At 43.6% G+C, this 23924-nt stretch carries 25 protein-coding genes; 17 read left to right on the forward strand and 8 right to left on the reverse strand.

Annotation, left to right across the window (positions count from 1 at the left end):
• Positions 1 to 25 precede the first annotated feature (25 nt).
• Entirely contained in the window at positions 26 to 985 is a 960-nt protein-coding gene (locus PAP_RS01395; protein WP_048164247.1) for a tetratricopeptide repeat protein, read from the reverse strand.
• Positions 986 to 1070: 85 nt separating this feature from the next.
• Here PAP_RS01395 and PAP_RS01400 point away from each other — a divergent pair, with 85 nt between their 5' ends.
• The 14 genes from PAP_RS01400 to PAP_RS01465 all read left to right on the forward strand — a co-directional run bounded on the left by PAP_RS01400 (position 1071) and on the right by PAP_RS01465 (position 12961).
• A complete protein-coding gene (locus PAP_RS01400) occupies positions 1071 to 1994 on the forward strand; it encodes a ribonuclease Z (RefSeq protein WP_048164248.1) in 924 nt (307 codons plus the stop codon).
• Positions 1972 to 2640, forward strand: a complete 669-nt coding sequence (locus tag PAP_RS01405; protein ID WP_048164249.1) for a TraB domain-containing protein — start codon at positions 1972 to 1974, stop codon at positions 2638 to 2640. Before PAP_RS01400 ends, PAP_RS01405 begins: the two co-directional genes overlap by 23 nt.
• Positions 2641 to 2766: 126 nt before the next feature.
• Entirely contained in the window at positions 2767 to 2946 is a 180-nt protein-coding gene (locus tag PAP_RS01410; RefSeq protein WP_048164250.1) for a KH domain-containing protein, read from the forward strand.
• A gap of 1 nt (position 2947) precedes the next feature.
• On the forward strand, positions 2948 to 3529 hold the full coding sequence (locus PAP_RS01415; RefSeq protein ID WP_048164251.1) for a site-2 protease family protein: 582 nt from the start codon (positions 2948 to 2950) through the stop codon (positions 3527 to 3529).
• An 81-nt stretch (positions 3530 to 3610) separates the two neighbouring features.
• Positions 3611 to 4180, forward strand: coding sequence for a glucose-6-phosphate isomerase (gene pgiA / locus PAP_RS01420; RefSeq protein WP_048164253.1), 570 nt, complete (start codon positions 3611 to 3613; stop codon positions 4178 to 4180).
• A gap of 108 nt (positions 4181 to 4288) precedes the next feature.
• Positions 4289 to 5662, forward strand: a complete 1374-nt coding sequence (locus PAP_RS01425) for an ADP-specific glucokinase (protein WP_169738674.1) — start codon at positions 4289 to 4291, stop codon at positions 5660 to 5662.
• A gap of 121 nt (positions 5663 to 5783) precedes the next feature.
• Positions 5784 to 6968, forward strand: a complete 1185-nt coding sequence (gene mpgS, locus PAP_RS01430) for a mannosyl-3-phosphoglycerate synthase (protein WP_048164255.1) — start codon at positions 5784 to 5786, stop codon at positions 6966 to 6968.
• Between the two features lie 5 nt (positions 6969 to 6973).
• Positions 6974 to 7708, forward strand: a complete 735-nt coding sequence (mpgP, locus tag PAP_RS01435; RefSeq protein WP_048164256.1) for a mannosyl-3-phosphoglycerate phosphatase — start codon at positions 6974 to 6976, stop codon at positions 7706 to 7708.
• Positions 7705 to 9087: a mannose-1-phosphate guanylyltransferase/mannose-6-phosphate isomerase gene (locus PAP_RS01440; RefSeq protein WP_048164257.1), complete on the forward strand. Its 1383-nt coding sequence runs from the start codon at positions 7705 to 7707 to the stop codon at positions 9085 to 9087. The genes mpgP and PAP_RS01440 overlap by 4 nt, the downstream gene beginning before the upstream one ends.
• 63 nt (positions 9088 to 9150) lie before the next feature.
• The gene (gene glmM, locus PAP_RS01445) at positions 9151 to 10521 is read left to right on the forward strand and encodes a phosphoglucosamine mutase (protein ID WP_048164258.1); all 1371 of its coding nucleotides are present in this window, start codon (positions 9151 to 9153) and stop codon (positions 10519 to 10521) included.
• Between the two features lie 73 nt (positions 10522 to 10594).
• On the forward strand, positions 10595 to 11077 hold the full coding sequence (locus PAP_RS01450) for a permease (protein WP_048164259.1): 483 nt from the start codon (positions 10595 to 10597) through the stop codon (positions 11075 to 11077).
• Positions 11074 to 11628: a permease gene (locus tag PAP_RS01455; RefSeq protein WP_048164260.1), complete on the forward strand. Its 555-nt coding sequence runs from the start codon at positions 11074 to 11076 to the stop codon at positions 11626 to 11628. Before PAP_RS01450 ends, PAP_RS01455 begins: the two co-directional genes overlap by 4 nt.
• 241 nt (positions 11629 to 11869) lie before the next feature.
• Positions 11870 to 12277, forward strand: coding sequence for a cell division protein SepF (locus PAP_RS01460; RefSeq protein ID WP_048164261.1), 408 nt, complete (start codon positions 11870 to 11872; stop codon positions 12275 to 12277).
• A gap of 75 nt (positions 12278 to 12352) precedes the next feature.
• Positions 12353 to 12961 carry a ZPR1 zinc finger domain-containing protein gene (locus tag PAP_RS01465; protein ID WP_048164262.1) on the forward strand — a complete coding sequence of 203 codons (609 nt, stop codon included), beginning with the start codon at positions 12353 to 12355 and terminating at the stop codon, positions 12959 to 12961.
• Here the strand turns inward: PAP_RS01465 and pbp11 are convergent, their stop codons facing one another.
• From pbp11 to shyB, 7 genes are read right to left on the reverse strand one after another with little or no spacing between them, the layout of a single operon-like run.
• Positions 12962 to 13270, reverse strand: coding sequence for a tRNA-binding protein Pbp11 (gene pbp11, locus PAP_RS01470; protein WP_048164264.1), 309 nt, complete (start codon positions 13268 to 13270; stop codon positions 12962 to 12964).
• Between the two features lie 5 nt (positions 13271 to 13275).
• Positions 13276 to 13953 carry a DUF257 family protein gene (locus tag PAP_RS01475; RefSeq protein WP_048164265.1) on the reverse strand — a complete coding sequence of 226 codons (678 nt, stop codon included), beginning with the start codon at positions 13951 to 13953 and terminating at the stop codon, positions 13276 to 13278.
• 57 nt (positions 13954 to 14010) lie between these two features.
• The gene (locus tag PAP_RS01480; RefSeq protein WP_048164266.1) at positions 14011 to 14676 is read right to left on the reverse strand and encodes a DUF257 family protein; all 666 of its coding nucleotides are present in this window, start codon (positions 14674 to 14676) and stop codon (positions 14011 to 14013) included.
• 50 nt (positions 14677 to 14726) lie between these two features.
• On the reverse strand, positions 14727 to 15974 hold the full coding sequence (gene shyA / locus PAP_RS01485) for an NAD(P)-dependent hydrogenase/sulfhydrogenase 2 subunit alpha (protein ID WP_048165895.1): 1248 nt from the start codon (positions 15972 to 15974) through the stop codon (positions 14727 to 14729).
• Positions 15971 to 16708 carry an NAD(P)-dependent hydrogenase/sulfhydrogenase 2 subunit delta gene (gene shyD, locus PAP_RS01490; RefSeq protein WP_048164267.1) on the reverse strand — a complete coding sequence of 246 codons (738 nt, stop codon included), beginning with the start codon at positions 16706 to 16708 and terminating at the stop codon, positions 15971 to 15973. Before shyD ends, shyA begins: the two co-directional genes overlap by 4 nt.
• On the reverse strand, positions 16709 to 17578 hold the full coding sequence (gene shyC, locus PAP_RS01495; protein WP_048164268.1) for an NAD(P)-dependent hydrogenase/sulfhydrogenase 2 subunit gamma: 870 nt from the start codon (positions 17576 to 17578) through the stop codon (positions 16709 to 16711).
• Positions 17575 to 18579, reverse strand: a complete 1005-nt coding sequence (gene shyB / locus PAP_RS01500) for an NAD(P)-dependent hydrogenase/sulfhydrogenase 2 subunit beta (RefSeq protein WP_048164269.1) — start codon at positions 18577 to 18579, stop codon at positions 17575 to 17577. Before shyB ends, shyC begins: the two co-directional genes overlap by 4 nt.
• Positions 18580 to 18751: 172 nt before the next feature.
• Between shyB and nuoE the strand changes: the two genes are divergently transcribed.
• From nuoE to PAP_RS01515, 3 genes are read left to right on the forward strand one after another with little or no spacing between them, the layout of a single operon-like run.
• On the forward strand, positions 18752 to 19216 hold the full coding sequence (gene nuoE / locus PAP_RS01505) for an NADH-quinone oxidoreductase subunit NuoE (protein ID WP_048164270.1): 465 nt from the start codon (positions 18752 to 18754) through the stop codon (positions 19214 to 19216).
• Positions 19209 to 21011, forward strand: coding sequence for an NADH-quinone oxidoreductase subunit NuoF (nuoF, locus tag PAP_RS01510; RefSeq protein ID WP_048164271.1), 1803 nt, complete (start codon positions 19209 to 19211; stop codon positions 21009 to 21011). The genes nuoE and nuoF overlap by 8 nt, the downstream gene beginning before the upstream one ends.
• Before the next feature lies 1 nt (position 21012).
• On the forward strand, positions 21013 to 23913 hold the full coding sequence (locus tag PAP_RS01515; RefSeq protein WP_048164272.1) for an NAD(P)-binding protein: 2901 nt from the start codon (positions 21013 to 21015) through the stop codon (positions 23911 to 23913).
• Positions 23914 to 23924: the final 11 nt, after the last annotated feature.

Consider the following 23924-nt stretch of genomic DNA (forward strand, 5'->3'; position numbering starts at 1 on the left):
TCACCAAAAGAGGAGGGAATAAAAATCAGAACTCTGCTTCTCCCAAGAGCTGCACCAAATCTAATAGCCTTGGATCCTTTATCTTTCCTAGAGCTTTTTTGGCTTCTTCTGCGTCAATCTTGCCGTCTTTAAACAGTGCTATTGCTTTGACGCCGTCAAAAAACTCTCTCAGATCTTCAAAGGCATTTGAGAACATGTCCATATTTTCGTAGATTACATCGAACTTATCCTCCAGCATGAGCTGCCAGATGACGTCTATCAGCGCGTCGAAGGTTATGTCAAGGTACTCTCCTTCTCTGGCCTCAAGCATTGCGTAGAGGCACTCCTGTAAAGCCGCATCGTAATTTTCCTCATCCTCAAATATCTCCTCAAAGACCAGGTGCACCTGCGCCATCAGCGTTGGTTTGTCCTTTATCCTTGGTAAAAGCTTCGCTATATCAGCTTTGGCCTCGCTGACTTCACCGCTCTCAAACTTGAGGTAGGCCAGGTATATGAGTGCGTGCATATAGTCTTCCTCTTTTCCAAGCTCCTCAAAGGCTTTGGCGGCTTTTTCCATGAGCTCTTTGGCTTTGTCATACTCGGCGAGCTCTTCATGAGCTAGGGCCATGCTGTAGTAGACCTTTGCAATGTTCTCCTTGTTGCCTTTAGCTGTCTCTTCCTCCAAAAGCTCCCTGAAAAGCCCCAAAGCCTTCTCAATTTCCCCTGTTAAGGCATATAAATCAGCTAAGTGGAACTTGGCCTCGAAGGTGTCTTCACTAAATGCAAGCTCTTCAAACTCACTTATCTTATTTACACCCAAAAACTCCTGATAGATGTATGCTATAAGTTTGTAAAGCTCGTGGTGCTTTTTCTCTTTGGCTAACTCTTCAGCCTTCTTTAAAACTTCTTTAAGCTCTTCATCTTCGAGCTCGTCTGCCTTGTAGTAGAGAAGCTCCGCAACTTTTTCTGCATCTTTCATTTCCAAAGCTTTCATAATTTCCTCCATCTCAATCCCTCATACATAGTTGAGCCTTTGAATATTTAACCTTTGAGATGGATAGCCTTTTTAACTCTCTCTCCTATCTTTAATCATGCTTGAGATAACATTTCTGGGCACTGGAGGTATAATGCCAAACAAAGAGAGAAACGTCCCGGCAATAGCCTTGCGGTATAAGGGTGAGGTTATATTGTGGGATGTGGGGGAGGGCACTTTAAAACAGCTCAGCATAGCTAGAATAAGCCCCATGAAGATAGAGAAAATTTTTATCACCCATTTTCACGGTGACCATTATCTCGGACTTATGAGCTTACTCCAAACGATGACTCTTTGGGATAGAGAAAAGCCTCTCCACATCTACGGCCCGAAATATACCTTCGAGTTCATTCAAAACTATCTCAAGAGCGGTTTTTTCAGACCGAGCTTTGATGTTCACGTTCATGAGCTGGGAGAGGCGAGGTTAAAGTTCAACGACTACGAAATATGGAGCTTCAAGGTAGAGCACGGCATCCCAGCTCTGGGTTATGTATTCAAAGAGAAGGACAAAAGAGGAAATTTTGATCTCAAGAAAATTGAGGAACTTGGCTTGGGGCCCGGTCCCTGGATGAAAGAGCTCGAGCGCAGGGGCAAAATCGAGGTTAATGGAAAGCTCATTCACTTGGAAGACGTCACAGGGAAACCAAGGAGAGGCATTAAAGTAGTATATACGGGCGATACAGCGCCTTGCGAAAGGATTAGGCTCTTCTCTGAGAAGGCCGATTTGTTGATTCATGAGGCGACTTATTTAAGCGATGAAGACAGAGATGACAGCTATCACACAACTGTGAGTGAAGCCTGTGAGATGGCTAAAAAAGCAAAGGTTAAACTTTTAGCACTCTTCCACAGGGCCTTCAGATACACCTATGACGAATACGTTCAAGGAGTGAGAGAATTATGTAACCATAACTTTATAGTGCCTAATGATTTGGATAGACTCAGAATAAGCGGTGAGGGATATGAGTTATCTTCGCTACGTTAAGCTCATTGGAACCATGCATGTCTCCCCCAGAAGCAGGGAAGAGGTTAGGCGGACGATTTTGGAAGAGAAGCCCAATGCAATAGCGGTTGAGCTGGATAGAACGAGATTTTATGCCATGCAGAACCCTCGAAGGCCAAGCTTTGAAGATGCGCTGAAGTTTGGAAGGAGGGGACTGGTTCAGTATATCCTCGCCAAAGTCGAAGAGAAGCTCGGTGAAGAGTTTGGTATGATGCCCGGCGGTGAGATGAAGGAGGCTATAGCGCTGGCACAGAGGTTTGGAATACCCCTAGCTGTAATAGACGAGAACATAAGCATAATCACCGCGAAGATGTTAAAAGCTCCTCTTAGGGAGAAGATAATGCTCCTTTTGGAAAGCTTGGCGGTTTTCTTACCATTCTTGCCTTCGCGGGAAGAGGCTTCAAACCTCATGGATGAGTATAAATTTATGATGCTTCAATTTAAGCGCCGCTATCCATACCTCTTCCATGTTCTTGTGGAGGAGCGCAACGAGATAATGGCGCATAATTTAAAGGCCATCGTTGATGACTTAAAGCGCATGGGAATTAAAAAGCCTAAAATTGTTGCTATTGTCGGTTTGGGGCATAAAAAAGGTATAGAGAGGATTTTGAACTCTTACAAAGATTGAATGGGCTGAGCATTTTCTTTTTTCTGCTTTCCAAGGAATGCATATAAAAACTTTTGCCGCATAGTCCAATAAAGTTAAAAAAGGATGTGACTTTTATAATAATGTGCAGGTTCAAAGGTGGTCGTAATGGAAGATAGGCTAAGGCAAATGCTCCGTGTTGAGATACTTGAGGTGGAAGAGGAAGAGGATAAGATTGTAGTCTATGTTCCGAAGGAACAAGTAAAAATTGCTGTCGGAAGCGGTGGAAGCGCGGTAAAAGCAGCCGAGCTAGTGTTAGGCAAGAAGATTGAGATAAGAGGTAGATAAAATGGTGTTGGATCTCCGAACACAGGAGCTAGAGGATTTAATAATCTCGTTCATTGTTCTAACGTTTATCTTCTCAAACTTTGAGCTCAAGTTAATTCCCTATGTTGCTCTAGCGGTATTCACAGCTTTTATATTTCACGAGCTAGCCCATAGGCAAGTTGCTAGAGGTTATGGCTATACCGCATTCTATAAGCGGTGGGATACTGGAATAGTGCTTGCTCTTCTCTTGGGGATTCTACGGAAAACTGTAGGCTTGCCTTTCATCTTTGCGGCTACCGGGGCAGTTTACATATACGCCCCATACCAGCCTTGGGAAGATAGAGAAGCGAATGGGAAAATAAGCATAGCCGGCCCCGCAACAAATCTTGCTGTGGGGTTAATAGCTCTACTGCTCCTGCAGTTCCTGAGTTTGCCTATTACCCTCGGCATTGCTCTATACTATACGGCGATGGTTAACTTCTGGTTAGCTTTCTTTAACTTGCTTCCTGTTCCGCCATTAGACGGCTATAAAGTCCTGCGCTGGAACACGGGCTATTGGGCTGTGGCAATTGGAATGGCGTTTATATTCCAGTCCCTTCTATAATTTTTCACTCTTGGTGATACAAGAGGGAAAAGTTAAAATAAGTCGAGTCTCTACTTATAGCAGGACTACGAGGTGATGGTGATGGAGTACAAAGAGCCTTTTGGAGTTAAGCTTGATTTTGAAAGTGGAATTATTGAGAATGCAAAAAAGCTCGTTAGAAAGCTGAGCGACATGAAGGGCTACTATGTCGACGAGGAGGCCTATGAGAAGCTCCTAAAGGAGGACCCCATAATATATGAAGTCTATGCAGTTGAGCAGGAGGAAAAGGATGGAGATTTGAACTTCGCCACAACCGTCCTCTATCCTGGCAAGGTGGGGAGCGAGTTTTTCATGACGAAAGGACACTATCATTCAAAAGCCGATAGAGCTGAGGTCTATTTTGCTTTGAAAGGTAAGGGAGGAATGCTCCTTCAAACGCCTGAAGGAGAAGCAAGATGGATTCCAATGGAGCCAGGAACTATAGTCTATGTCCCACCCTATTGGGCTCACAGGACGATAAACACTGGAGACGAGCCATTTATATTCTTAGCCCTCTATCCAGCCGATGCTGGTCACGACTATGGAACAATTAAGGAGAAGGGATTCTCAAAGATAGTGGTCGAAGAGAATGGCGAGGTTGTTGTGAAGGACAATCCAAAGTGGACTGAGTGAGTATCCTCTTTAATTTTTACAAAGTTTAAATAGGTATTGATCAAAGATATATCAAAACTTTTTGATAAATGCCGGGTGGTCTCTATGAAAGAGAGCTATAAGGAAATGATAAGGCTTTGGAAGAGGCTGTATGTGGATGCATTTGAAAGGACTACAAATGTTCTACCAAAGGTTAGAGGGGTTTTGCTGGCGTATAACACTAATATAGATGCCATCAAGTATCTCGATAAGGAAGATTTAGAGAAGCGAGTGGAAGAAGTGGGTAGAGAGAATGTTTTTGAGTTCATAGAAAAACCTTCTGAGAAGGTTTCCTCGCTTGAAGAACTCTTTGCTGGTATTTTGAGAAGTATAAAATATGGAAAGGCTATGGAGTGGTTTGTAGAGAACAATGAGGTAAGGGCTTATCTTAAGGAATGGGGATGGGATGAGCTTAGGATTGGAGGTCAAGCAGGTATAATGGCCAACCTCCTTGGAGGGGTCTACAATATTCCAACGATAGTTCATGTGCCTCAAAACTCCGAGATCCAAGCTAAACTCTTTGTTGATGGACCAATATACGTTCCTGTTTTTGAAAACGGTGAGTTGAAGTTATTCCATCCAAAAGAGGCCATTGAACGTGAGGAAGATCTCATACACTACATCTACGAATTCCCTAGAGGGTTCAAGGTGTTTGACATTGAAGCACCGAGAGAAAACCGCTTCATCGCTAACGCTGACGACTATAATGCCCGCGTTTATATGAGGCAGGAGTTTAGGGAACACTTCAAGAGAATAGCGGAGAGGGTTGATCTGGCAGTAATAAGTGGCCTTCAAGTTCTTAAGGAATACTATCCTGACGGTACTACCTATAAAGATGTCCTCAGCCGTGTTGAGTCCCAGCTCAACATCTTAAACCGCCTTGGTGTAAAGAGCCACTTTGAGTTTGCCTACACGGCTAATGAGGTTGTTAGGGAGGACTTAATAAGCATGCTTACAAAGTTTACGAGCGTAGGCTTAAACGAGGTTGAGCTAGCTTCGCTCATGCAGATAATAGGGGACGATACTTTGGCTCAGGAAGTTCTCCACGCAGATGTTTTTGCCGTTATAGATGCTATGCATCTCTTGATGGACGAGACAGGGATAGAAAGGATACACTTCCACACCTACGGGTATTACATGGCGCTCACTCAATACAGCGGTGATGAGGTTAGGGATGCACTTCTCTTTGCAGCTTTAGCGGCCGCAGGTAAAGCAATGTATGGAAACTTGGAGAAAATGATCCAAATTAGGGATGCATTGAGCGTTTCAACGAATGAGAGGGCTTTTCCATTGATTGAAGCATTGGAGAAGGAGTTTGGTATGGAAGACGGCGTTATAGACATGACCGACCGCCAGCTGGCCTTTGTTCCCACAAAAATAGTGGCCTCCCCAAAGAGCACTGTTGGTATAGGGGACACAATTTCAAGCTCTGCGTTTGTGGGAGAGTTTGCACTGATGGGTTAACTTTTTCTTTTCTTTTAGCAAATTTTATATAGTCAAAGTTACTAAATAGATGTGGATTAATTGTGCTTGAATTGCTTTTAATCAGCAATTTGAAGGCTTTTAGGATTTTGGAGGTGGTATAATGCTTTTAGAAGCTCCTGTTTACAAGGAGTTATTTGGAGCTGTTGAGATTTACGAGGTTCAAAAAGTTATAAAACTCGACACTCAAACGAAAGATGTGGGAAGCTTTACGGTCAAAAACGTTCCGAGGGAGGATATATATCGTATACTGGAGGATATAGCCATTGTAGTTCCTATGAAAAACGAGAAGCTTCAGCTCGTTGATGGTGTTTTAAAAGCTATTCCTCATCAGTGCCCGATTATTCTCGTTTCAAACAGTAAAAGAGAAGGCCCAAACCTCTTTAAGCAGGAAGTGGATTTGGTGAAGCACTTCTACAACTTGACCCACTCTAAAATAATTATGGTGCACCAGAAAGATGGGGGAGTTGCCAAGGCTTTTCAGGAGCTTGGATACACTGATATTCTAAATAAGGATGGTTTTGTTAGGAGCGGCAAGGGAGAAGGAATGCTCGTTGGAATACTTTTAGCTAAGGCCATTGGTGCAAAGTACGTGGGCTTTGTGGATGCGGACAACTACATCCCAGGGGCTGTGAATGAATACATCAAAGACTATGCTGCAGGCTTTTTGATGAGCGAGACCGATTACTCCATGGTTCGCTTAAGCTGGCGCCACAAGCCAAAAGTTGGCAAACGCGGCCTGTACTTTAGAAAGTGGGGAAGGGTGAGTGAGATAACCAACAGATACATGAACTATCTCATAGGCGAAGGTACCAACTTTGAGACTAACATAGTGGTGACTGGAAACGCTGGAGAGCATGCTATGACGATAAAGCTTGCTGAGATAATGCCTTTCTCAACTGGTTACTCTATTGAGCCTTTTGAGCTCGTATATCTCTTTGAGCGCTTTGGTGCGTGGGAGAATGTGGAGGAGTACAAAGAAGTTTATGATCAAGGAGTTGAAATTTTCCAAATCGAGACCCTAAATCCACATCTCCATGAAGAGAAGGGCAGAGAGCATATAGCAGATATGATCCTAAGCTCTTTAGGGACGATTTATCATTCAAAGCTCGCCTCGAATAGACTTAAAACTCGGATTTTAGAAGACTTAAAGCTCCATGGAATTTTAAACGAAGGTGAGGAGCCTCCAAAGCCCCTAACAATGTCACCCATAAAAGACATTGATGTAGAAAAATGGATGGAAGTCGTGGAGGACAACTCTGAAACGCTATTAAAATTTGAAATGTGACTCGTATGAAAGTGATATTCCTCGATTTAGATAAAACGCTCATAGGAGATGACTACTCTCCAGAGCCTGCAAGGGATATAGTTGAAGAACTGAAGAAAAGGGGATTTAGGATAGTCTTCAACTCGTCAAAGACGAGAGCAGAGCAGGAATACTATAGGGAGGAGCTGGGAATTGGCGATCCGTTCATAGTCGAAAACGGGAGCGGTATTTATATTCCCAAGGACTACTTCCCCTTTAGCTTTAATTTCAGCAGAGCTGTGGACGATTATTTTGTGATTGATTTGGGTGTAGAGTACGATCGGATTAGGGAAGTACTGAATGCAGTGGGGGATGAATTTGGCCTTAAATATTATGCTAACTCTACTTTGGAAGAAATAATTGCGTTTACAGGGCTTCCGGAAGAGTTAGCGAAGCTTGCAATGAAGCGCGAGTACTCCGAGACAGTATTCAGATGGGAGAAGGAAGACTTTGAAAATGCTCTCAAAGCTAGGGGGCTCGATGTGTCTAGGGGAAGCCGCTTTTATAATATCCATGGAAAAACAGACAAAGGTAAAGCGGCTGAAGTGCTGTTATCTCTCTATAGAAGGCTCGGTGATGTTGAGAGCTATGCCGTTGGCGACGGCTTGAACGATTTTCCGATGTTGGACATTGTAGATTTCGCTTTCATCATTGGGCCTCTTGAACATCCGAGGGCTAAGAATATAAGTTCTCTTGAAGAAATAATGGAGGTGGTGAAATGAAGACGTTGATTTTAGCCGGAGGAAAAGGAACTCGGCTGTGGCCATTGAGCAGGGAGCTAATGCCCAAGCAGTTCATCAAAATTTTCGACGACTCTTCTTTGTTCCAAAAAACTGTTGAAAGGGCACTAAAATTTTCGACACCGAGAGAAATCTATGTAGTTACGAACAAGGATTACAAGTTTAGAATCTTAGACGATTTAAGAGAAATGGGGATTGAAGTTCCGGAAGAGAACATCCTTTTGGAGCCAGTTGGAAAAAATACGCTCCCTGCAATTTACTGGGGAATTAAGACAATACACGAGAGCTTTGGAAAATCAAAAGTGGCTGTCCTTCCGTCTGATCATCTAATAGACACAAATGAAAACTATATCAAAGCTTTTGAACGCGCTGAGAAGCTCGCCAATAACTACTTTATAACATTTGGAATAAAGCCGACGAAGCCTCACACGGGCTACGGCTACATAAAACCTGGCGAGAAGCTTGAGGGCGGGTATAGAGTGGATGAGTTTAAAGAGAAGCCAGACCTTGGGACTGCAAAGAAGTACGTTGAGGATGGCTACTACTGGAACAGCGGAATGTTTTTGTTCGACAGCGAGCTCTTCATTGAAGAAGTTAAGATGTTAGCTCCTGAGGTTTATGAGGCATTTAAGAGCGCCAAGACTATTGAAGAAGCATATGAACTTGTCCCCGAGATATCAGTGGACTACGGCATAATGGAGAAGACAAACAAAGCTGCAGTGGTGCCATTAAATACGCTTTGGAACGATTTGGGAAGCTTTGATGCTATCTACGAGATATTTGAAAAGGATGAGAACGGAAATGCCCTTAGGACAAAGGGTAAAAAAGCTGAATATTTGGGCGTTGATTCTGAGAATAACCTCATAATGACCGAGAGATTGACGGCTACAGTAGGCGTTAAGGACATGATAATCATAGACACAGGTGATGCTCTCTTAGTGGCACATAGGGGAGAGGCACAAAAGGTCAAGCAGATATACAAGATGCTTACGGAGAGAAATGACGAAAGGGCTATTGTTCATAGGACAGCTTACAGGCCTTGGGGATCATACACAGTCCTTGAGGAAGGAGAGAGGTATAAGATTAAGCGCTTAACCGTCCTCCCTGGTAAGAGGTTGAGTGTGCAGATGCACTACCATAGGAGCGAGCACTGGGTGGTTGTTAGAGGAACCGCTAAAGTCAGAGTAGGGGATAAGGAACTTCTTTTGAGACCAGGAGAGAGCACTTTCATTCCTGCAGGAGTCATTCATCGCTTAGAGAATCCCGGAAAAGTTGTCCTTGAGGTGATTGAGACACAGATAGGTGAGTATCTAGGAGAGGACGACATAGAAAGATTTGCAGACGATTTCGGCAGGAGCTGACTTCCAAAACTTTTTATTTATGTATCATTCAAAGTGATAACTAGAGCTATGAAGGTGGTTGAAATGGGGAAACTCTTTGGAACATTCGGTGTTAGGGGCATAACGAATGAGGAGATAACTCCAGAGTTTGCCATGAAAATAGGGATGGCATTTGGGACGCTTTTAAAGAGAGAACAGCCAAACAAAGAGCTTTGGACCATTGTTGGAATGGATACTAGAGTAAGCGGAGAAATGCTAAAAAACGCACTCATAAGCGGACTTTTGAGTGTTGGAGTGAATGTAATTGACGTTGGGATTGCCCCCACTCCAGCTATACAATTTGCATGTAGATACTTTGGTGCAGATGGAGGTGTTTCGATAACTGCTTCACACAACCCGCCGGAGTATAACGGAATAAAGCTCCTTGAGCCCAATGGATTAGGATTGAAAAAAGAACGTGAAGCCATAGTTGAGGACCTTTTCTTCAATGAGCAGTTTCATAGAGCGAAGTGGAATGAGATTGGAAAGCTTGTGGAGAGGGATATCATAAGGCCCTACATTGACGCTATAAAAGCCAAAGTGGACGTTGAGGCCATCAAGAAGAGAAGACCTTTTGTGGTCGTTGATACATCAAACGGCGCCGGCAGCCTGACCCTTCCCTACCTCCTGCGTGAGCTTGGCTGTAAGGTAGTCTCGGTAAACGCCCACCCGGACGGCCACTTCCCGGCCAGAAACCCCGAGCCGAACGAGGAGAACTTGAAAGGGTTCATGAAAATAGTCAAAGCACTAGGAGCTGATTTTGGAGTTGCTCAAGATGGGGACGCCGATAGGAGTGTTTTCATAGACGAGAACGGAAAGTTTGTCCAAGGTGACAAGACATTTGCCCTTGTAGTAAAGGCTATGCTTGAGGAGAACAAAGGTGGCTTAGTTGTTACCACAATAGCGACTTCACACATAATTGATGAGCTCACTAAGACCTACGGCGGCGAGGTTTTGAAGACCAAAGTTGGAGACCTAATAGTTTCGAGAGCTCTTTTAGAGCATAACGGTCTTGTTGGCGGGGAAGAAAATGGTGGCGTAATTTTCCCGGATCATGTTTTGGGAAGAGACGGTGCAATGACTGTTGCAAAGATTGTGGAGATTTTTGCCAAGAGCGGCATGCGCTTTAGCGAGCTTATAGATGAATTGCCCAAGTTCTATCAGGTCAAGACGAAAAGGCATGTAGAGGGAGATAGGAAGGCTATAGTGGCAAGAGTGGCGGAAATTGCTAGGGAAAATTACACACTGGATACAACTGATGGGACTAAGATACTCTTTGACGACGGCTGGGTGCTCGTGAGGGCGAGCGGAACGGAGCCGATAATCAGAATTTTCAGCGAGGCGAAGGATGAGAGGAAGGCGAAGGAATACCTTGATTTGGGATTAGGTCTTTTGGATGAGGCCTTGAAGGGTTAATTTTTCCAAACTTTTCTTATTCTACCAAAAACTTTTATCGAATCTTGTTTCATATATTGCGGAGGGGAATTCAATGAATATGACTGCTATATTTATAAATGCTTTAGCTGTTGTATGTCTGGTTTTTGCTTTAATAAAAGACCGTGCAAAAACAAAACAAGCACTAAAGATGGCAGTGATCTCATTCTTTAGAATCTCTCCCACTGTTCTTGCTATAATAATCATCATAGGCTTGCTTTCTGGTTTTGTGCCGGAAAGTCAAATTTCCAAGATTGTCGGTGAAGACGCAGGGTTTAGAGGAGTGCTTACTGTTGCACTTTTGGGAGCAGTACTGCATATTCCTTCGTTGATATCTTTCCCGTTGGCAGCATCTCTCCTTGAAAGAGGAGCTTCGATTACCTCAGTTGCTGTCTTTATAACTACACTGACAATGATTGGGATGGTTACTTTACCTCTCGAAATAAGAATATTGGGGAAAAAGCTGGCATTGCTCAGGAATGGGTTGAGCTTTATCATTGCGATTATCATTGGGCTCATTATGGGGGCGATATTATGAAAAAGATGTCGAAAGAGAAACAGAAAAGAGGGTTCGTAAAAGACATACTCTTTTTAGGGATTACATTAGTGATTGAGATAGTTTTGTTATTAATATTCCCTGAAAAGAAAGAACCTGTAATTTCATCCTCAAAAGGGTTCCTTATGGAGATGATTTTGATACTGCCCGCTGTGATGATACTGATGGGACTTTTTGCGGTGTTTGTTCCAAATGATGTCATCGTGAAGTATTTGGGGAGAAGTTCTGGAATAAAAGGTATATTCCTTGCTATACTTATGGGAGCATTTCCTACAGGCCCTCTTTATGTTGCTTTTCCCATAGCTGCGGCTTTACTTAAAAAAGGTGCTCGCATTTCTAATATTATTGCCTTTCTTTCAGCATGGGCATGTATCAAGATTCCTCAAGAGCTGGTAGAGCTCCAGTTCCTTGGACTGAAGTTTATGATAACGAGGCTCCTTTTAACTGTAGTCTTTGTAATTATCATGGGAATAGTGATAGAACAGATAATTTTGTGGAGCGAAAAGACAACCAAACATGAACAAACTTCATGAAGATGCCGGCTCCATTTGTGGGGTTTCTCGGGCTGAGGCGGAGCTACTTCCTTCTTCAGAGTATTTTTAATGTTTATCTCATTGCTCATTGTCTCCTTTTTACTCTCATTTACGGGCCTTATGTTGAGCTTAAGGGACGGGATTAACGCTGAAAAGAAACATAAGCGTGCCCTCTGAGAGAAAGAAATATAAACATCAAGTTAAAAAATATTTGTAGCTTAATTCTTATGAGGTGAATGGGATGGGATTGTTTGACAAGATAACTAAAAAAGAAGAGCCTAAGAGGGCGAAGGCATTGAGTGGCCTTAAAAAGGAAGTAATCCCAAAGAAAAGTGAAAAAGTTGGAGTAGATGTGATACCACTTGAAGAGGATGAATTGGCTAGGGAGATTATCAAGCCTCAAATTAGATACGTTAAAAAAGTGGTTGTAACCAGCTACTCTGATTTGGAGGTCATTTCCAGTGAGATACAAGCAGGCAACATAATAATAGCGGACCTTACACCACTGGAACCAAAGCCTGAGATACTAGAGAAGGTTGCGGAGCAGATAGTCGGAATGGTGAGGGCTTTAGATGGTAGCATTGCTAAGATTTCAAAGTGTGAAACAAAGCTATTAATAACGCCGTCAGACATTAAAATTGCAAAGTGATTCTCCTGATTTCTTTTATCCTAAACCATGCATTTATAAACCACCCACCTTTCTATTTTAGTCTGGGGTGAGATTATGAAAGGTGAGATTCAAGAAATTTTGCTGGGTGACTGTCCAATTTGCGGTGCTAAAAACAGTTTAAAGTCCCTAAACTTCATCCATGATATTCCCTATTTTGGGAAGGTTATGGAATCGACGATATTTTGTGAAAAATGTGGATACAGAAATGCGGATGTCATGATGCTCGAGGAGAAGGAGCCGAGGCTCTACACTGTGAAGATTGAGGAGGAGAAAGACCTCTTTACGCGTGTAGTTAGGAGCAAGAGCGGCACAGTGGAGCTGGATGAAATTGGGGTCAAGATAGAGCCTGGCCCGGCGAGCCAAGGATTTATAACTAACGTTGAAGGACTTCTCGAGAGAGTTAAGGACACTCTTATAATGACGAGACACTTCAAAGAGCAGGAAAACGACGAGGATGCCATAAAAAAGGTTGATGAGCTTTTAGAATATATTGAAGATGTGAGGGATGGCAAAAAGCCGCTCACGGTTAGAATCATGGATCCATTTGGGCACAGTGCACTAATAGGTGAGAAAGTCAAGAGCAGGCTTTTAAGCGAAGAAGAAATCAAAAGCCTCAGCAAAGGGCCCTACGTTGTTGTAGAGCCCGAAGAGACAGGGCAGTGATTAAGATTGGTACACCTCCAAGATATCGTTTTCTTTAACCCTTATCTTTCCTTCTAAAAGGATGACGACTTCGTCGTATTCTACAGCAAAGTCTATCTCTTTGTCCCCCTGTTTGAGTCTCCTAACTAAAGCCACACCATCTCCTTTGAGCTTGTAGCCGGGGTATATGACCCCTTCAAGGACTTCCCCAAGAAGAGCTTGCTTTTCTCCACTTTTGAGCTCTTTTTTGACTCTGAACTTTCCAATGGGATTTCTTGAGGCTATTTCATTGTGTATATCTCTTTTAAAAATTCTTTTGAAAAAAGACAATCAAATCACCCAATTAAATCCTTAAGTGAAAATTTGAACTCTTGGCCTACTAAGTCGGAATATGGGCTCTTTTTAAATATGACCTTTCCTTCTCCGTGCTCTCCTGATATATAAACCACAGTGCTTGCTATTCTCTCAAGTTCGGGGAGGAGATTGTACTTTAGCGACAGTGCGACGTTTTTGTCGATTATGTAAAATGCCTTTCTCTTTTCATTACCGAGAAAGCTTTGGATTGAGCCTATCAATGTGTAGAACTCACGGGTATTTTGTACAAAGGCAAAGAGCCTTTCCAAACCTAGGACGATATTAACGGCTCTATCAACTTCTGTAAACGTTTTTGAGCTTATTTCTTCATAACGCTTTATGTATATTGCCGGCTCACTCTCGATTTTTACCCTTCCAACAACAGTACCTATATTTAACTTTCCGCCGGTTTTTATTACGAACGCGTCTTTGAAGTCCTCTTCAATTCCTAAAAACCTCAAGTGCTCTTTTACAATGTGAAGGCAGTCGAGATTATCGTCTATTATTATTGAAAGCCCTCCTTTTCTTGCATATTCAAGAAGAATCATCGTTACTAATTCAGCAGCATAAAACGGCTCATACTCTATAAGAATCATATCGCCAAAGTGAGTCTTATCTATTAATTCAAAGATTTTCTCAGGAATTTTACCCACACTCATCACCTAATAAAATTAAACGAATTTGAATGATATATAGTTTTTGTCAGTTGATTAAATCTACAGTAACTCACATACAGGAATTTTAATTTTCTGTCCGATGAGATCTATCATTGAGCTTTTCTTAAATAAGAGCACTCCTTTGTCCTTTTCTGGTGTTACCTCAACCACGATGCTCGCCACTCTCTCAAGCTCTGGCAGTGGATTGTACTTTAAGATTGAAGCAACGTTTTTGTCAATTATGTAGAATGATTTTCTCTTGTTATTGCCAAGAAAGCTTTGAATACCTATAATCCATGTGTAAAAGTGATTTATATTTTCAACAAATGCGAACAATTTTTCAATACCGAGCACTATATTTATAACATTATTAGCATTTGAATAAATCTCCTCTCCGACTCTCTCATAGTGCTTTTCATATATCACAGGGTCACTTTCTAGAGATATTCTATTAACCACATTACCCACATTTATCATTCCGCCTGTCTTCACAACAAGGGCATCTTCAAAATTCTCTTTAATTCCAAATAACTTCAAGTGCTCTCTTACAATATGAAGAGAATCGAAATTATCGTCTATTACTATGGGATACCCCCTCATTCGGGCGTATTTTACCAGTGCTAAAGTTATAAACTCAGCTGCATACGAGGGGCCATACTCAATGAGAACAGTTTCTCCGAATTTTATGTTATCAATTAGTTGGAATACTTTATTGAGCCTATTCATGAGTATCACCTAAATAAAAATTAAAAGGCATTAAATAAATATCTTTCGCATCAGAGCTTTACTAAGTGCACGGAACAAGAAATGCACGGGTCAAATGCTCTAACAGTTTCTTCAAGCTTTTGAATGAGGGTTTTTTCATCCAATGTCCCGTAGTGCCTCTTGGCCTCTTCATAAAGGCTTAGCTCCATTAGAGCGTGGTTGAAGGCCGTGGGTGTTATTATGTTAGAGTAGGCTATGTTGCCCTTCTCATCTATGCGATAGTGGTGAACTAGGACACCTCTCGGCGCTTCTACATAACCTATGCCTTCGCCCTCTTGGGGCTCTACTGAAATGTTTTCTCCTTCGACTCCTTTATCTAAGAGCTCTTTTGCTATCTCACTGGCTCTCTCAAGACCATAAACAAGCTCAATGGCTTGAGCTAGGTTGTTTAAGCTCACATAGCCTTTGGAAAGCCTTTCCTTATACTCCTCAAAGAGCCTCTTAGCGAGGGGAGTCAGCTTTTCGGCTTTGAGCATCACTCTAGGTAGGGATCCTACCATGAATATCTTATCCTTGTACCTGCTTTGCTTTGCAAAGCTGTAGGGAAGAGATTTCTCTTCAATGTGTTCAAAGTAATCAAAGCTTTCCTTGTCGCATGCTATTAGCTTATTGCCATATAGATAGTCATTGGTCGCGATGTAGTGCTCAGCTTTAGCACCAAAAGGTTCTTGGGACGCGAATATTCCTACAGCCCTTTTTGCAAACTTTATCAGTGCTTCGCTGTTTTTCTCAATCTTTTCAAGCTCTTCTATGCTTGGATATCTTCCAAATCCTCCGGGTTTAACGTTTATGCCATGGATTTCCCTTCCACCGATTACTTCGCGAATATAGTTGCCGAAGGCTTTTATTGTCAGACCTTCATTCACTACCTCTCCATGCTTGCTCGCCATTCTTATAGCATCGGCGTACCCAAATAAGTCGGGTGCTACTAGGAGGTATAGGTGGAGAGCGTGGCTCTCAATAAATTCGCCTATTAATCCGAGCTCTCTCAGGAGCATTATCTCCTTAGGAACCTCGACACCAAAGGCTCTCTCAATTCCAAGCACTGACGCTACCGAGTGGGATAGATAGCAAATAGCGCATATTCTAGCCTCTAAATCTGGCACATCGTAGTAGTGCCGCCCCAAGGTTAGGATTTCAAAGAATCTCGGCCCCTCGAAGATTTTAACCCTTACCTCTTTGACTTCACCGTCCTCTATTATTATCTCAGCACCACCGTTTCCCTCAACTCTTGTGAATGCATCTATCTCTATGCTCACCATCTAAGCTCCCCCCGTGCAAACGTCTTGAACTTCCTCCTAATGTATTCCTCATCGTATCCCAACTCTTTGAGAATCTCAAATTCTCCAGCTGGGTTCGCTTCCTTTGGTAACGGCCCTCTGCATCCGATGCATCCGATACCAGACTTTATGCAGATGGCATCGCATCCACCGAGGGTTATGGGCCCTAAACATGGGATTTCCCTTTTAACAAGAATGCATTCGTATTCGTTGAGTTTACACTCTATACAGACAGGATAATCTTTTTTGGGCGGTTCAACACCTTTTGCTATGTTCATGAGCACTTGGTAAATTTCATCCTTGTCGTAGGGACATCCTGGGAGTGCGTAATCGACAGCAACGTACTCTACAATTGGCTTTGAGTCTAAAGCTTTCATGGGATTTGCTTTCGTCCCGTAGACCTTCTCAAGCTTTTCCCTAATTTTGCCTTCGACGCTTCCCTGTACATCTCCATGTGTTGCACATGTCCCCAAAGCTATTAAATACTTTGAATGGTTCCTTGCGTGCTTTAAGAGTGCTAAATCCCTCTGTGTTGATACAGTTCCCGTAACTATGGCAACATCCAAGTGATCGTGCTCCTTAAAGCTTGAAGCCATGTGAAATTCTTTAATCTCATAGAACTTCAGCACATCAAAGAGCTTCTCATAGAGGAAGAGTATGTTGAGCGCACAGCCTCCACAGTCCGTAAGCTCAAAAACACCAAGCTTGAGCATTTAAATCAACCCCCTCGTGGATAGAGCATCCCAATATGTGAAGACGGGTCCATCTTTGCACACGTATTTTATTGAAGTGCTCGTTCCAACAATGCAGTGCCCGCATTTACCGACGCCACAGCGCATTCTTCTCTCTAGTGTCATGTAAATTCTTCCTGGTGAAAGCTTTCTGTCCAAGAGCTCCCTTATGACGAACTTATACATCACTGGGGGTCCACAAATTAGGGCGTAGGTGTTGGTAACGTCAAACTCCTCTCCTCTGAATAAGTCCGTGACAACACCTTTGCACACTTTAGGAGCGAAGCCTTTCTCTAAGTAGATACACGATGGGCTTTCAACCTCATATGCGAGCTTTACAGTACAGTTCATTGCTTCTCCATGCTTCAAGAGATGGGTTATCTCATCCCTAAAGAGTATGTCTTCATAGCTCTTTGTTCCGTAGAAGAGGTATATGTGCTGGTATTTTCCGCTGTCAAGGGCGTACCAAAGCACGGAGCGCAGTGGTGCCATTCCTAAACCACCAGCAACGAGAACTAAGTTTGAGCCCTCCATGGTTTCCATTGGGAAGCCATTTCCATAAGGGCCGCGGATTCCAACTATATCCCCCTCTTTCAGCTCATGCACGTATTTGGTCATCCTTCCTACCCTTCTAATGCACAGCTGGAAGTAGCCTTCCCTCGTTGGAGTGGAGCATAAGCTAATTGGGAACTCTCCAAAGCCTCTAATGTCAACAATTACAAACTGTCCGGGTTTATATTTGAAGTTCCTGTTGATTTCTGGATCAACGAAGCGCAGGGTGAACAGCTTTTCTCTTGATGTGAGCTCTTTTACCTCCAAAATCCTCGCGTCGTGAGTTTGAAACGTGCTCATTCTAAAGCCTCCCTCACTTCATCTAAAACTTTAACATGCTCTATTTTAGCTGGGCAGAACTCATCACACCTTCCACAGCCAACACAGTTGAAGCCTGCTGAGGGATCAAAATAGCTCTTGCAGTAGTAGCGGTGCCTGAACCTATCTAAGCGCGTAGGTCTAAAGTTGTGGCCACCGGCAACTAGACCATGGCTTTCCATGAAGCATGAGTCATAGCGTCTAATCCTCACTGACTCATAAGCGTTCGTCCAAAGGTCGCAGACTTCGTAGCACCTGCAAGTGGGACACACCATGTTACAGCTTCCACAACCAAGGCAAATCTTTTCGTATTTCTTCCATACTGGACTGTTGAAGGCTAAATCCAGCATATCGGCTAATCCTTCTTTGTTTAATGCCTTTTTAAACGCCTTTGCTCTCTCTTCCTCAAAAGCCCTGAAGTTCTTTAGGTCTTCTTCACTCACATCCTCAAAGAGGTTCTCATTTTCCCAAGCAATTTCGTGCCCCTTCACGCTTCCAACTCTAACCAAGTAGCCATCTGGAAGTTCGTGAAGGAACAAGTCAAAGCCGCTCATGGCAAAATCGGTACCTAAACTCTTGCAGAAGCAGTACTCATCCGGCATACAGCTGATTCCAATTATTATTGAATTTTCGCGTCTTTTCTTGTAGTAGGGGTCTGCAGGCTCTTCTAGATAGACTTTATCGAGTATCTGGAGTCCATGTATGTCGCAGGAATGGATTCCAAAGAGGACTATTTTTTCAACACCATTGCACTCTTCCCACTTTTTGCCTTTAAGCTTCAGCATCTCATCTTTGGGCCTTACGAAAAACTTCTTTGGAGGCAGCATGGTTCTATTGTAGTCCAAAGAAACTTCGCTTAGCTCTTCCACCTTCTTAAAAGAGTAGATATTTCCCTGCTTTGTTGGAGCGTAGACGTTTCCCCACTTTTTCAGCGAGTTGAAGAACTCCTCAAAATTCTCCTCGGGGAGTTTTACATATCTCAATACGACCACCGACCTCTAATGCTTTCTATTTTTATATTTGTAAACACCCCCGATTTAAGGATTTTTTAAACGATGAGTGTTCAACTTTAGGTTCAAAACATGTACTTTAGTGCACTTTTATAAACATTCATGACAAAAATTTATGCAGGGAACATTATTGATGGTGATTAAAATGGAAGCCGCTTTTAGTTATATCTATGAATATGAAAAAAGCCCGAGCTCTTTAATTCCACTGCTACAGAAAACCCAGGAAAAATTTGGCTATCTCCCTAGAGAGGCCCTTCAGAAGATTTCTGCCCATCTTGGCGTTCCTTTAAGCAGAGTTTACGGCGTAGCTACTTTCTACGCGCAGTTCCGCTTTGAGCCTCTTGGAAAGTATGTCATAAAAATATGCCATGGGACCGCGTGTCACGTAAACGGTGCTGTGAACATTTCTCAAGCCATTAAAGAAGAGTTTGGCATTGAAGAAGGCCAAACAACAGAAGATGGTCTAGTTACACTTGAAAGGGTTGCTTGTCTCGGCTGCTGTAGCCTAGCACCTGTTATAATGATAAATGAGAAAGTTTACGGAAAGCTTACGCCAGATAAAGTTAGGAAGCTTATGAAAAAGCTCAAAAAAGGTGAGCTAGATGATTAAAGCTATAGCTGTTGGAATGAACTCTTGTGGAATAGCAGCGGGTGCTAAAGAAACTTATGAAGCCATTAAGAAGGAGCTGAAAGAGAGAGGCATTGATATCCCATTAAAAGTCGTTGGCTGCGTTGGAATGTGTTATAGGGAGCCGCTCGTAGATATAATAACCGAGAATGAAATCATCACCTACGGCCACGTTACCCCTCAAAAAGTGTCGAGAATTATTGAGGAGCACGTTATTAATGGGAAGCCTATCGAAGAGTGGATAGTGAAGAAGGATTGGTATGAGAACGGCATAAGAAAGACATGGGACGTTGACGGATATTTTGCTAAGCAGAAGAAGATAGTTCTAGAAAACAGTGGTTATATAGACCCTGAGAGCATTGATGAGTACATTCAAGCTGGGGGCTATGAGGCTCTCAAAAAGGCTCTCCAAATGAAGCCCGAGGAGATAATTGATGTAATCACGAAGTCTGGCCTTAGAGGAAGAGGAGGAGCTGGCTTTCCAACGGGACTTAAATGGAAGTTCGCAAGGCAGGCAAAGGGAGATGAGAAGTACATAATTTGTAATGCTGATGAAGGAGACCCCGGAGCATTCATGGATAGGAACGTCCTCGAAGGAGATCCTCACCGTGTCATAGAGGGAATGATAATTGGAGCCTATGCTATAGGAGCTACTAAAGGCTTTATTTATGTGAGAGCTGAGTATCCCCTTGCAATAAGAAGACTTAAGATAGCCCTAAAGCAAGCAAGGGAAAGAGGCTTTTTAGGGGAGAACATCTTAGGAAGCGGCTTCTCCTTTGATATAAAGATTAAGGAAGGTGCTGGAGCTTTCGTTTGTGGAGAAGAGACGGCTTTGATAGCTTCCATTGAGGGTAAGAGGGGAATGCCTAGGCCAAGGCCGCCTTATCCAGCTCAAAAAGGTCTCTGGGGCAAGCCCACAAACATAAATAACGTTGAGACGTGGGCAAACGTTCCGTGGATAATAAAACACGGCTGGGAAGAGTATGCGAAGCTTGGAACCGAAAAGAGCAAGGGCACTAAGGTCTTCGCTTTGGCCGGAAAAATAGCCAGGGGTGGAAACGTCGAGGTTCCGATGGGAATGACTTTGAGAGAAATACTCTATGAGATTGGCGGTGGGACTAAAACCGGCAAAAAAATTAAGGCCGTTCAATTAGGAGGACCTTCTGGGGGTTGTATTCCAGAATATCTCTTTGATACGCCCGTTGATTACGAGTCTGTCAACGCCACAGGTGCTATCATGGGAAGCGGTGGAATGGTCGTTATGGACGAAGATACTTGTATGGTCGATGTTGCAAAGTTCTTCCTAGACTTCACCGTTAAGGAATCGTGCGGAAAGTGTACTTTCTGCCGCTTAGGAACTAAGAGAATGTGGGAAATTCTGGACAAGATAACCAATGGAGAAGGGACCCTTGAGGATATAGAAGTACTCGAAAAGCTCGCACCTCAGGTGAAGACTGGCTCTCTCTGTGGTCTTGGACAAACCGCCCCAAATCCGGTTCTAACGACTCTTAGATACTTTAAAGATGAATACTTAGCCCACGTTGAGAAAAAGACGTGTCCTGCCAAGGTTTGTAAACCTCTTATAAAGTACGTCATAATCGCGGAGAACTGTACGGGATGTACGGCATGTGCCATAATGTGTCCAACTAAAGCCATAAGCGGCGAAAGGGGGAAGCCTCACGTGATAAATCAGGCAGAGTGCATAAAGTGCGGAACTTGCTATGATGTTTGTAGATTCAACGCCATAAAAATAATGGACGCTCATGAGGGTGATTAAAATGGTGAAGGTTATAATTAATGGCAAGGAGATGGAAGTTCCTGATGATAAAACCCTCCTTAAGATTCTTAGGGAAAAGGGCGAGCACATTCCGGGTCTGTGTTACGACGATGAAATAGACCCTTACGGCTCTTGCCGCCTCTGCCTCGTCGAAACACCCAGAGGTTTGACAACTTCATGTACTCTTAAGCCTATGGAAGGTCTCGCCATTGAGACACTTAACGATAGAATCGTCGAGATGCGGAGAACTGCTCTTGAACTTATGCTCTCCGACCACTATGGCGATTGTATCGGGCCCTGCCAGAAGGGATGTCCTGCCCACAGTGATGTTCAAGGTTATTTAGCTTTGATAGCTATGGGTAAGTACCACGAAGCTGTGAAGCTCATGAAAGAAAAGTATATCCTCCCCGCAGTCCTTGGAAGGGTTTGTCCTGCTTTTTGTGAGGATGAGTGCAGGCGCAATCTGGTTGAAGAACCCCTCGCGATAAGGCAGCTAAAGAGGTATGCGGCAGATTATGACCTAGAGCACGGGCCGTGGATGCCAGAAATTCCGCCTTCAACGGGTAAGAAAGTGGCTGTTGTTGGGGGAGGACCAGCTGGATTAGCTTGTGCTTACTATTTGAGGACAATGGGACATGATGTGACTATATTTGAGGCTATGCCTAAGCTTGGAGGAATGATGCGCTATGGAATTCCTCCTTACAGGCTTCCAAGGGATGTTTTGGATAAAGACATAGCCACGGTAATAGACACTGGCATAGAGGTCAAGACTAGCTGTGCCCTTGGTAAAGACGTCACATTAGAGGAGCTTAGAGAAAAATATGACGCGGTCTTTTTAGGTGTTGGAGCTTGGAAGAGCAGAAAGATGGGCATTGAAGGCGAAGATTTGGAGGGAGTGATGCACGGCATAGAGTTCCTTAGAAAAGTCAACATGGGCGAGAAGGTTGAGCTTGGAAAGCGGGTTATAGTCGTAGGCGGTGGAAATACTGCTATGGATGTAGCAAGAACAGCTCTAAGGCTTGGTGCCGAGGTTACCGTTGTTTACAGGCGTTCAAGGGAAGAGATGCCTGCCAACGAGCGCGAGGTGGAAGAGGCTGAGGAAGAGGGCGTTAAATTCATGTTCCTCACAAACCCAGTCAGGATACTTGGGGAAAGAAAAGTCGAGAAGGTAGAGCTAATTAAAATGAAGCTTGGGGAACCAGATGCAAGCGGAAGGAGGAGGCCTATACCAATAGAAGGCTCAAACTTTACGGTTGAAGCGGACAACGTGATTTTAGCCATCGGACAGTACTGCGATGAGGAGTTCTTGAAGAGTTTGGGAATCGAGGCGAAGAGAGGTAAAGCTTTGGTGGACGATGTGACGCTTCAAACGAGTATTGAGGGTGTCTTTGCGGCTGGTGACCTCGTTTTGGGCCCCTCAACGGTGATAGAGTCCATAGCCACTGGAAGAAGAGCGGCAATAATGATAGACCTATACCTTAAAGGTAAGCTCGAAAAGGCCGAGAAGGCACTCTTAGAGCCATCAAAGCGCATAATGGAGATTGTGGACGATGAGGACTTGTACAGAGTGCTCTTCGACTTGAAGCCATACAACCACTGGAAAGACGTTAGTGAGGAGGACTACGCGCACGTGGAGAGGATTCCAAGGGTTAAGGCCAAGCTTAAGGATGCTGGGGAGAGAGCTAAGAGCTTTGAGGAAGTCGAGCTAACGCTGAGCGAAGAGGAAGTGCTTAAAGAAGCTCAGAGATGCATGTCCTGCGGATGTATGGAGGTCTTTAGGTGTAAGCTTAGGGAGTACGCAACGCTCTATGATGCTAAGCAATATGCCTTTGTAGGTGAACAAAACGCCTTTGAGCTTGATGAAAGCCATCCAAGCGTTGTCTTAGACAACAACAAGTGTGTTTTGTGCGGAAGATGCGTTAATTTAACCCAAGAAGTAATTGGCGAAGGCGTTTTGGACTATACTTTTAGAGGCTTTAAGACCATGATTTCACCGCCGTTGGGCACGAAGCTTTCGGACATGGAGGGCCAATTTATTGGGGACATGATAGATGTTTGTCCTACTGGGGCTATCAGCGAAAAGCTTCCATTCGTTAAGCCAGGTCCATGGAAAACCACGCCGGTGGCAACGGTGTGCAACGGCTGTGGCTTAGGTTGTGAGATGAATATTGAAGTTTATGGGGACATGCTCGTTAGGGCATCATCAAAGCTTCTCTCATGGAACAACGGCCATATATGTGATAAGGGAAGATTTGAGCGTCTCTGGGATCAAAAACTTGAGAAGCCCATCCTTAATGGACGGGAAATAACTTGGGAAGAAGCGAAAGCAGTAATAAAGGAGAAGCTATGCAATTTGGCAATTGTCCTAACTCCTGAGGTTACTCAAGAAGAAGCGCTCTACTTCAAGGAGCTAGCAGAGAAGCACAATCTCAAGCTCGGCGCTTTAGTTAAGGAAGGTATTTCAACAGCAACCCTTGAAGACTTAAGGAAAGCCAAGCGCGTTTTAGTGAAGGCTGATTTGAACAAGTATCCATACCTAAAGGTTCTCCTAAATGGCAAGGAGCTTGTGGAGGAGAATTATGACATGGCTATTTTAGAAGCCCCGGCTGAACCCCTCGACGTTCCAACGCTAATCCTACATGAGGGTGTCAACGAAGTAGGCTTGCTAAAGCTAGGTATCAAAGGCATTCCTAAAGCGGAGACTTACTTAGTAATCGGCCGCTTAAAGGAGAAGCTCGATGGCTTTACAATAGTGCTCGGTGAAGGAGAGGGCAACTTAATAATCCCCTATAAGGCTTGGGCCGAAAAGGAGGGCACTGTGATAAATGTTTTCAACATGGAGCTGAGAGTCGGAAAGGCAAGGGAGTTCAAGGTTGATGTAGAAGAGCTTTTATTCCTTTGACCTCTTTTTGT

The organism is Palaeococcus pacificus DY20341 (assembly GCF_000725425.1).
Taxonomy (GTDB): Archaea; Methanobacteriota_B; Thermococci; order Thermococcales; family Thermococcaceae; genus Palaeococcus; species Palaeococcus pacificus.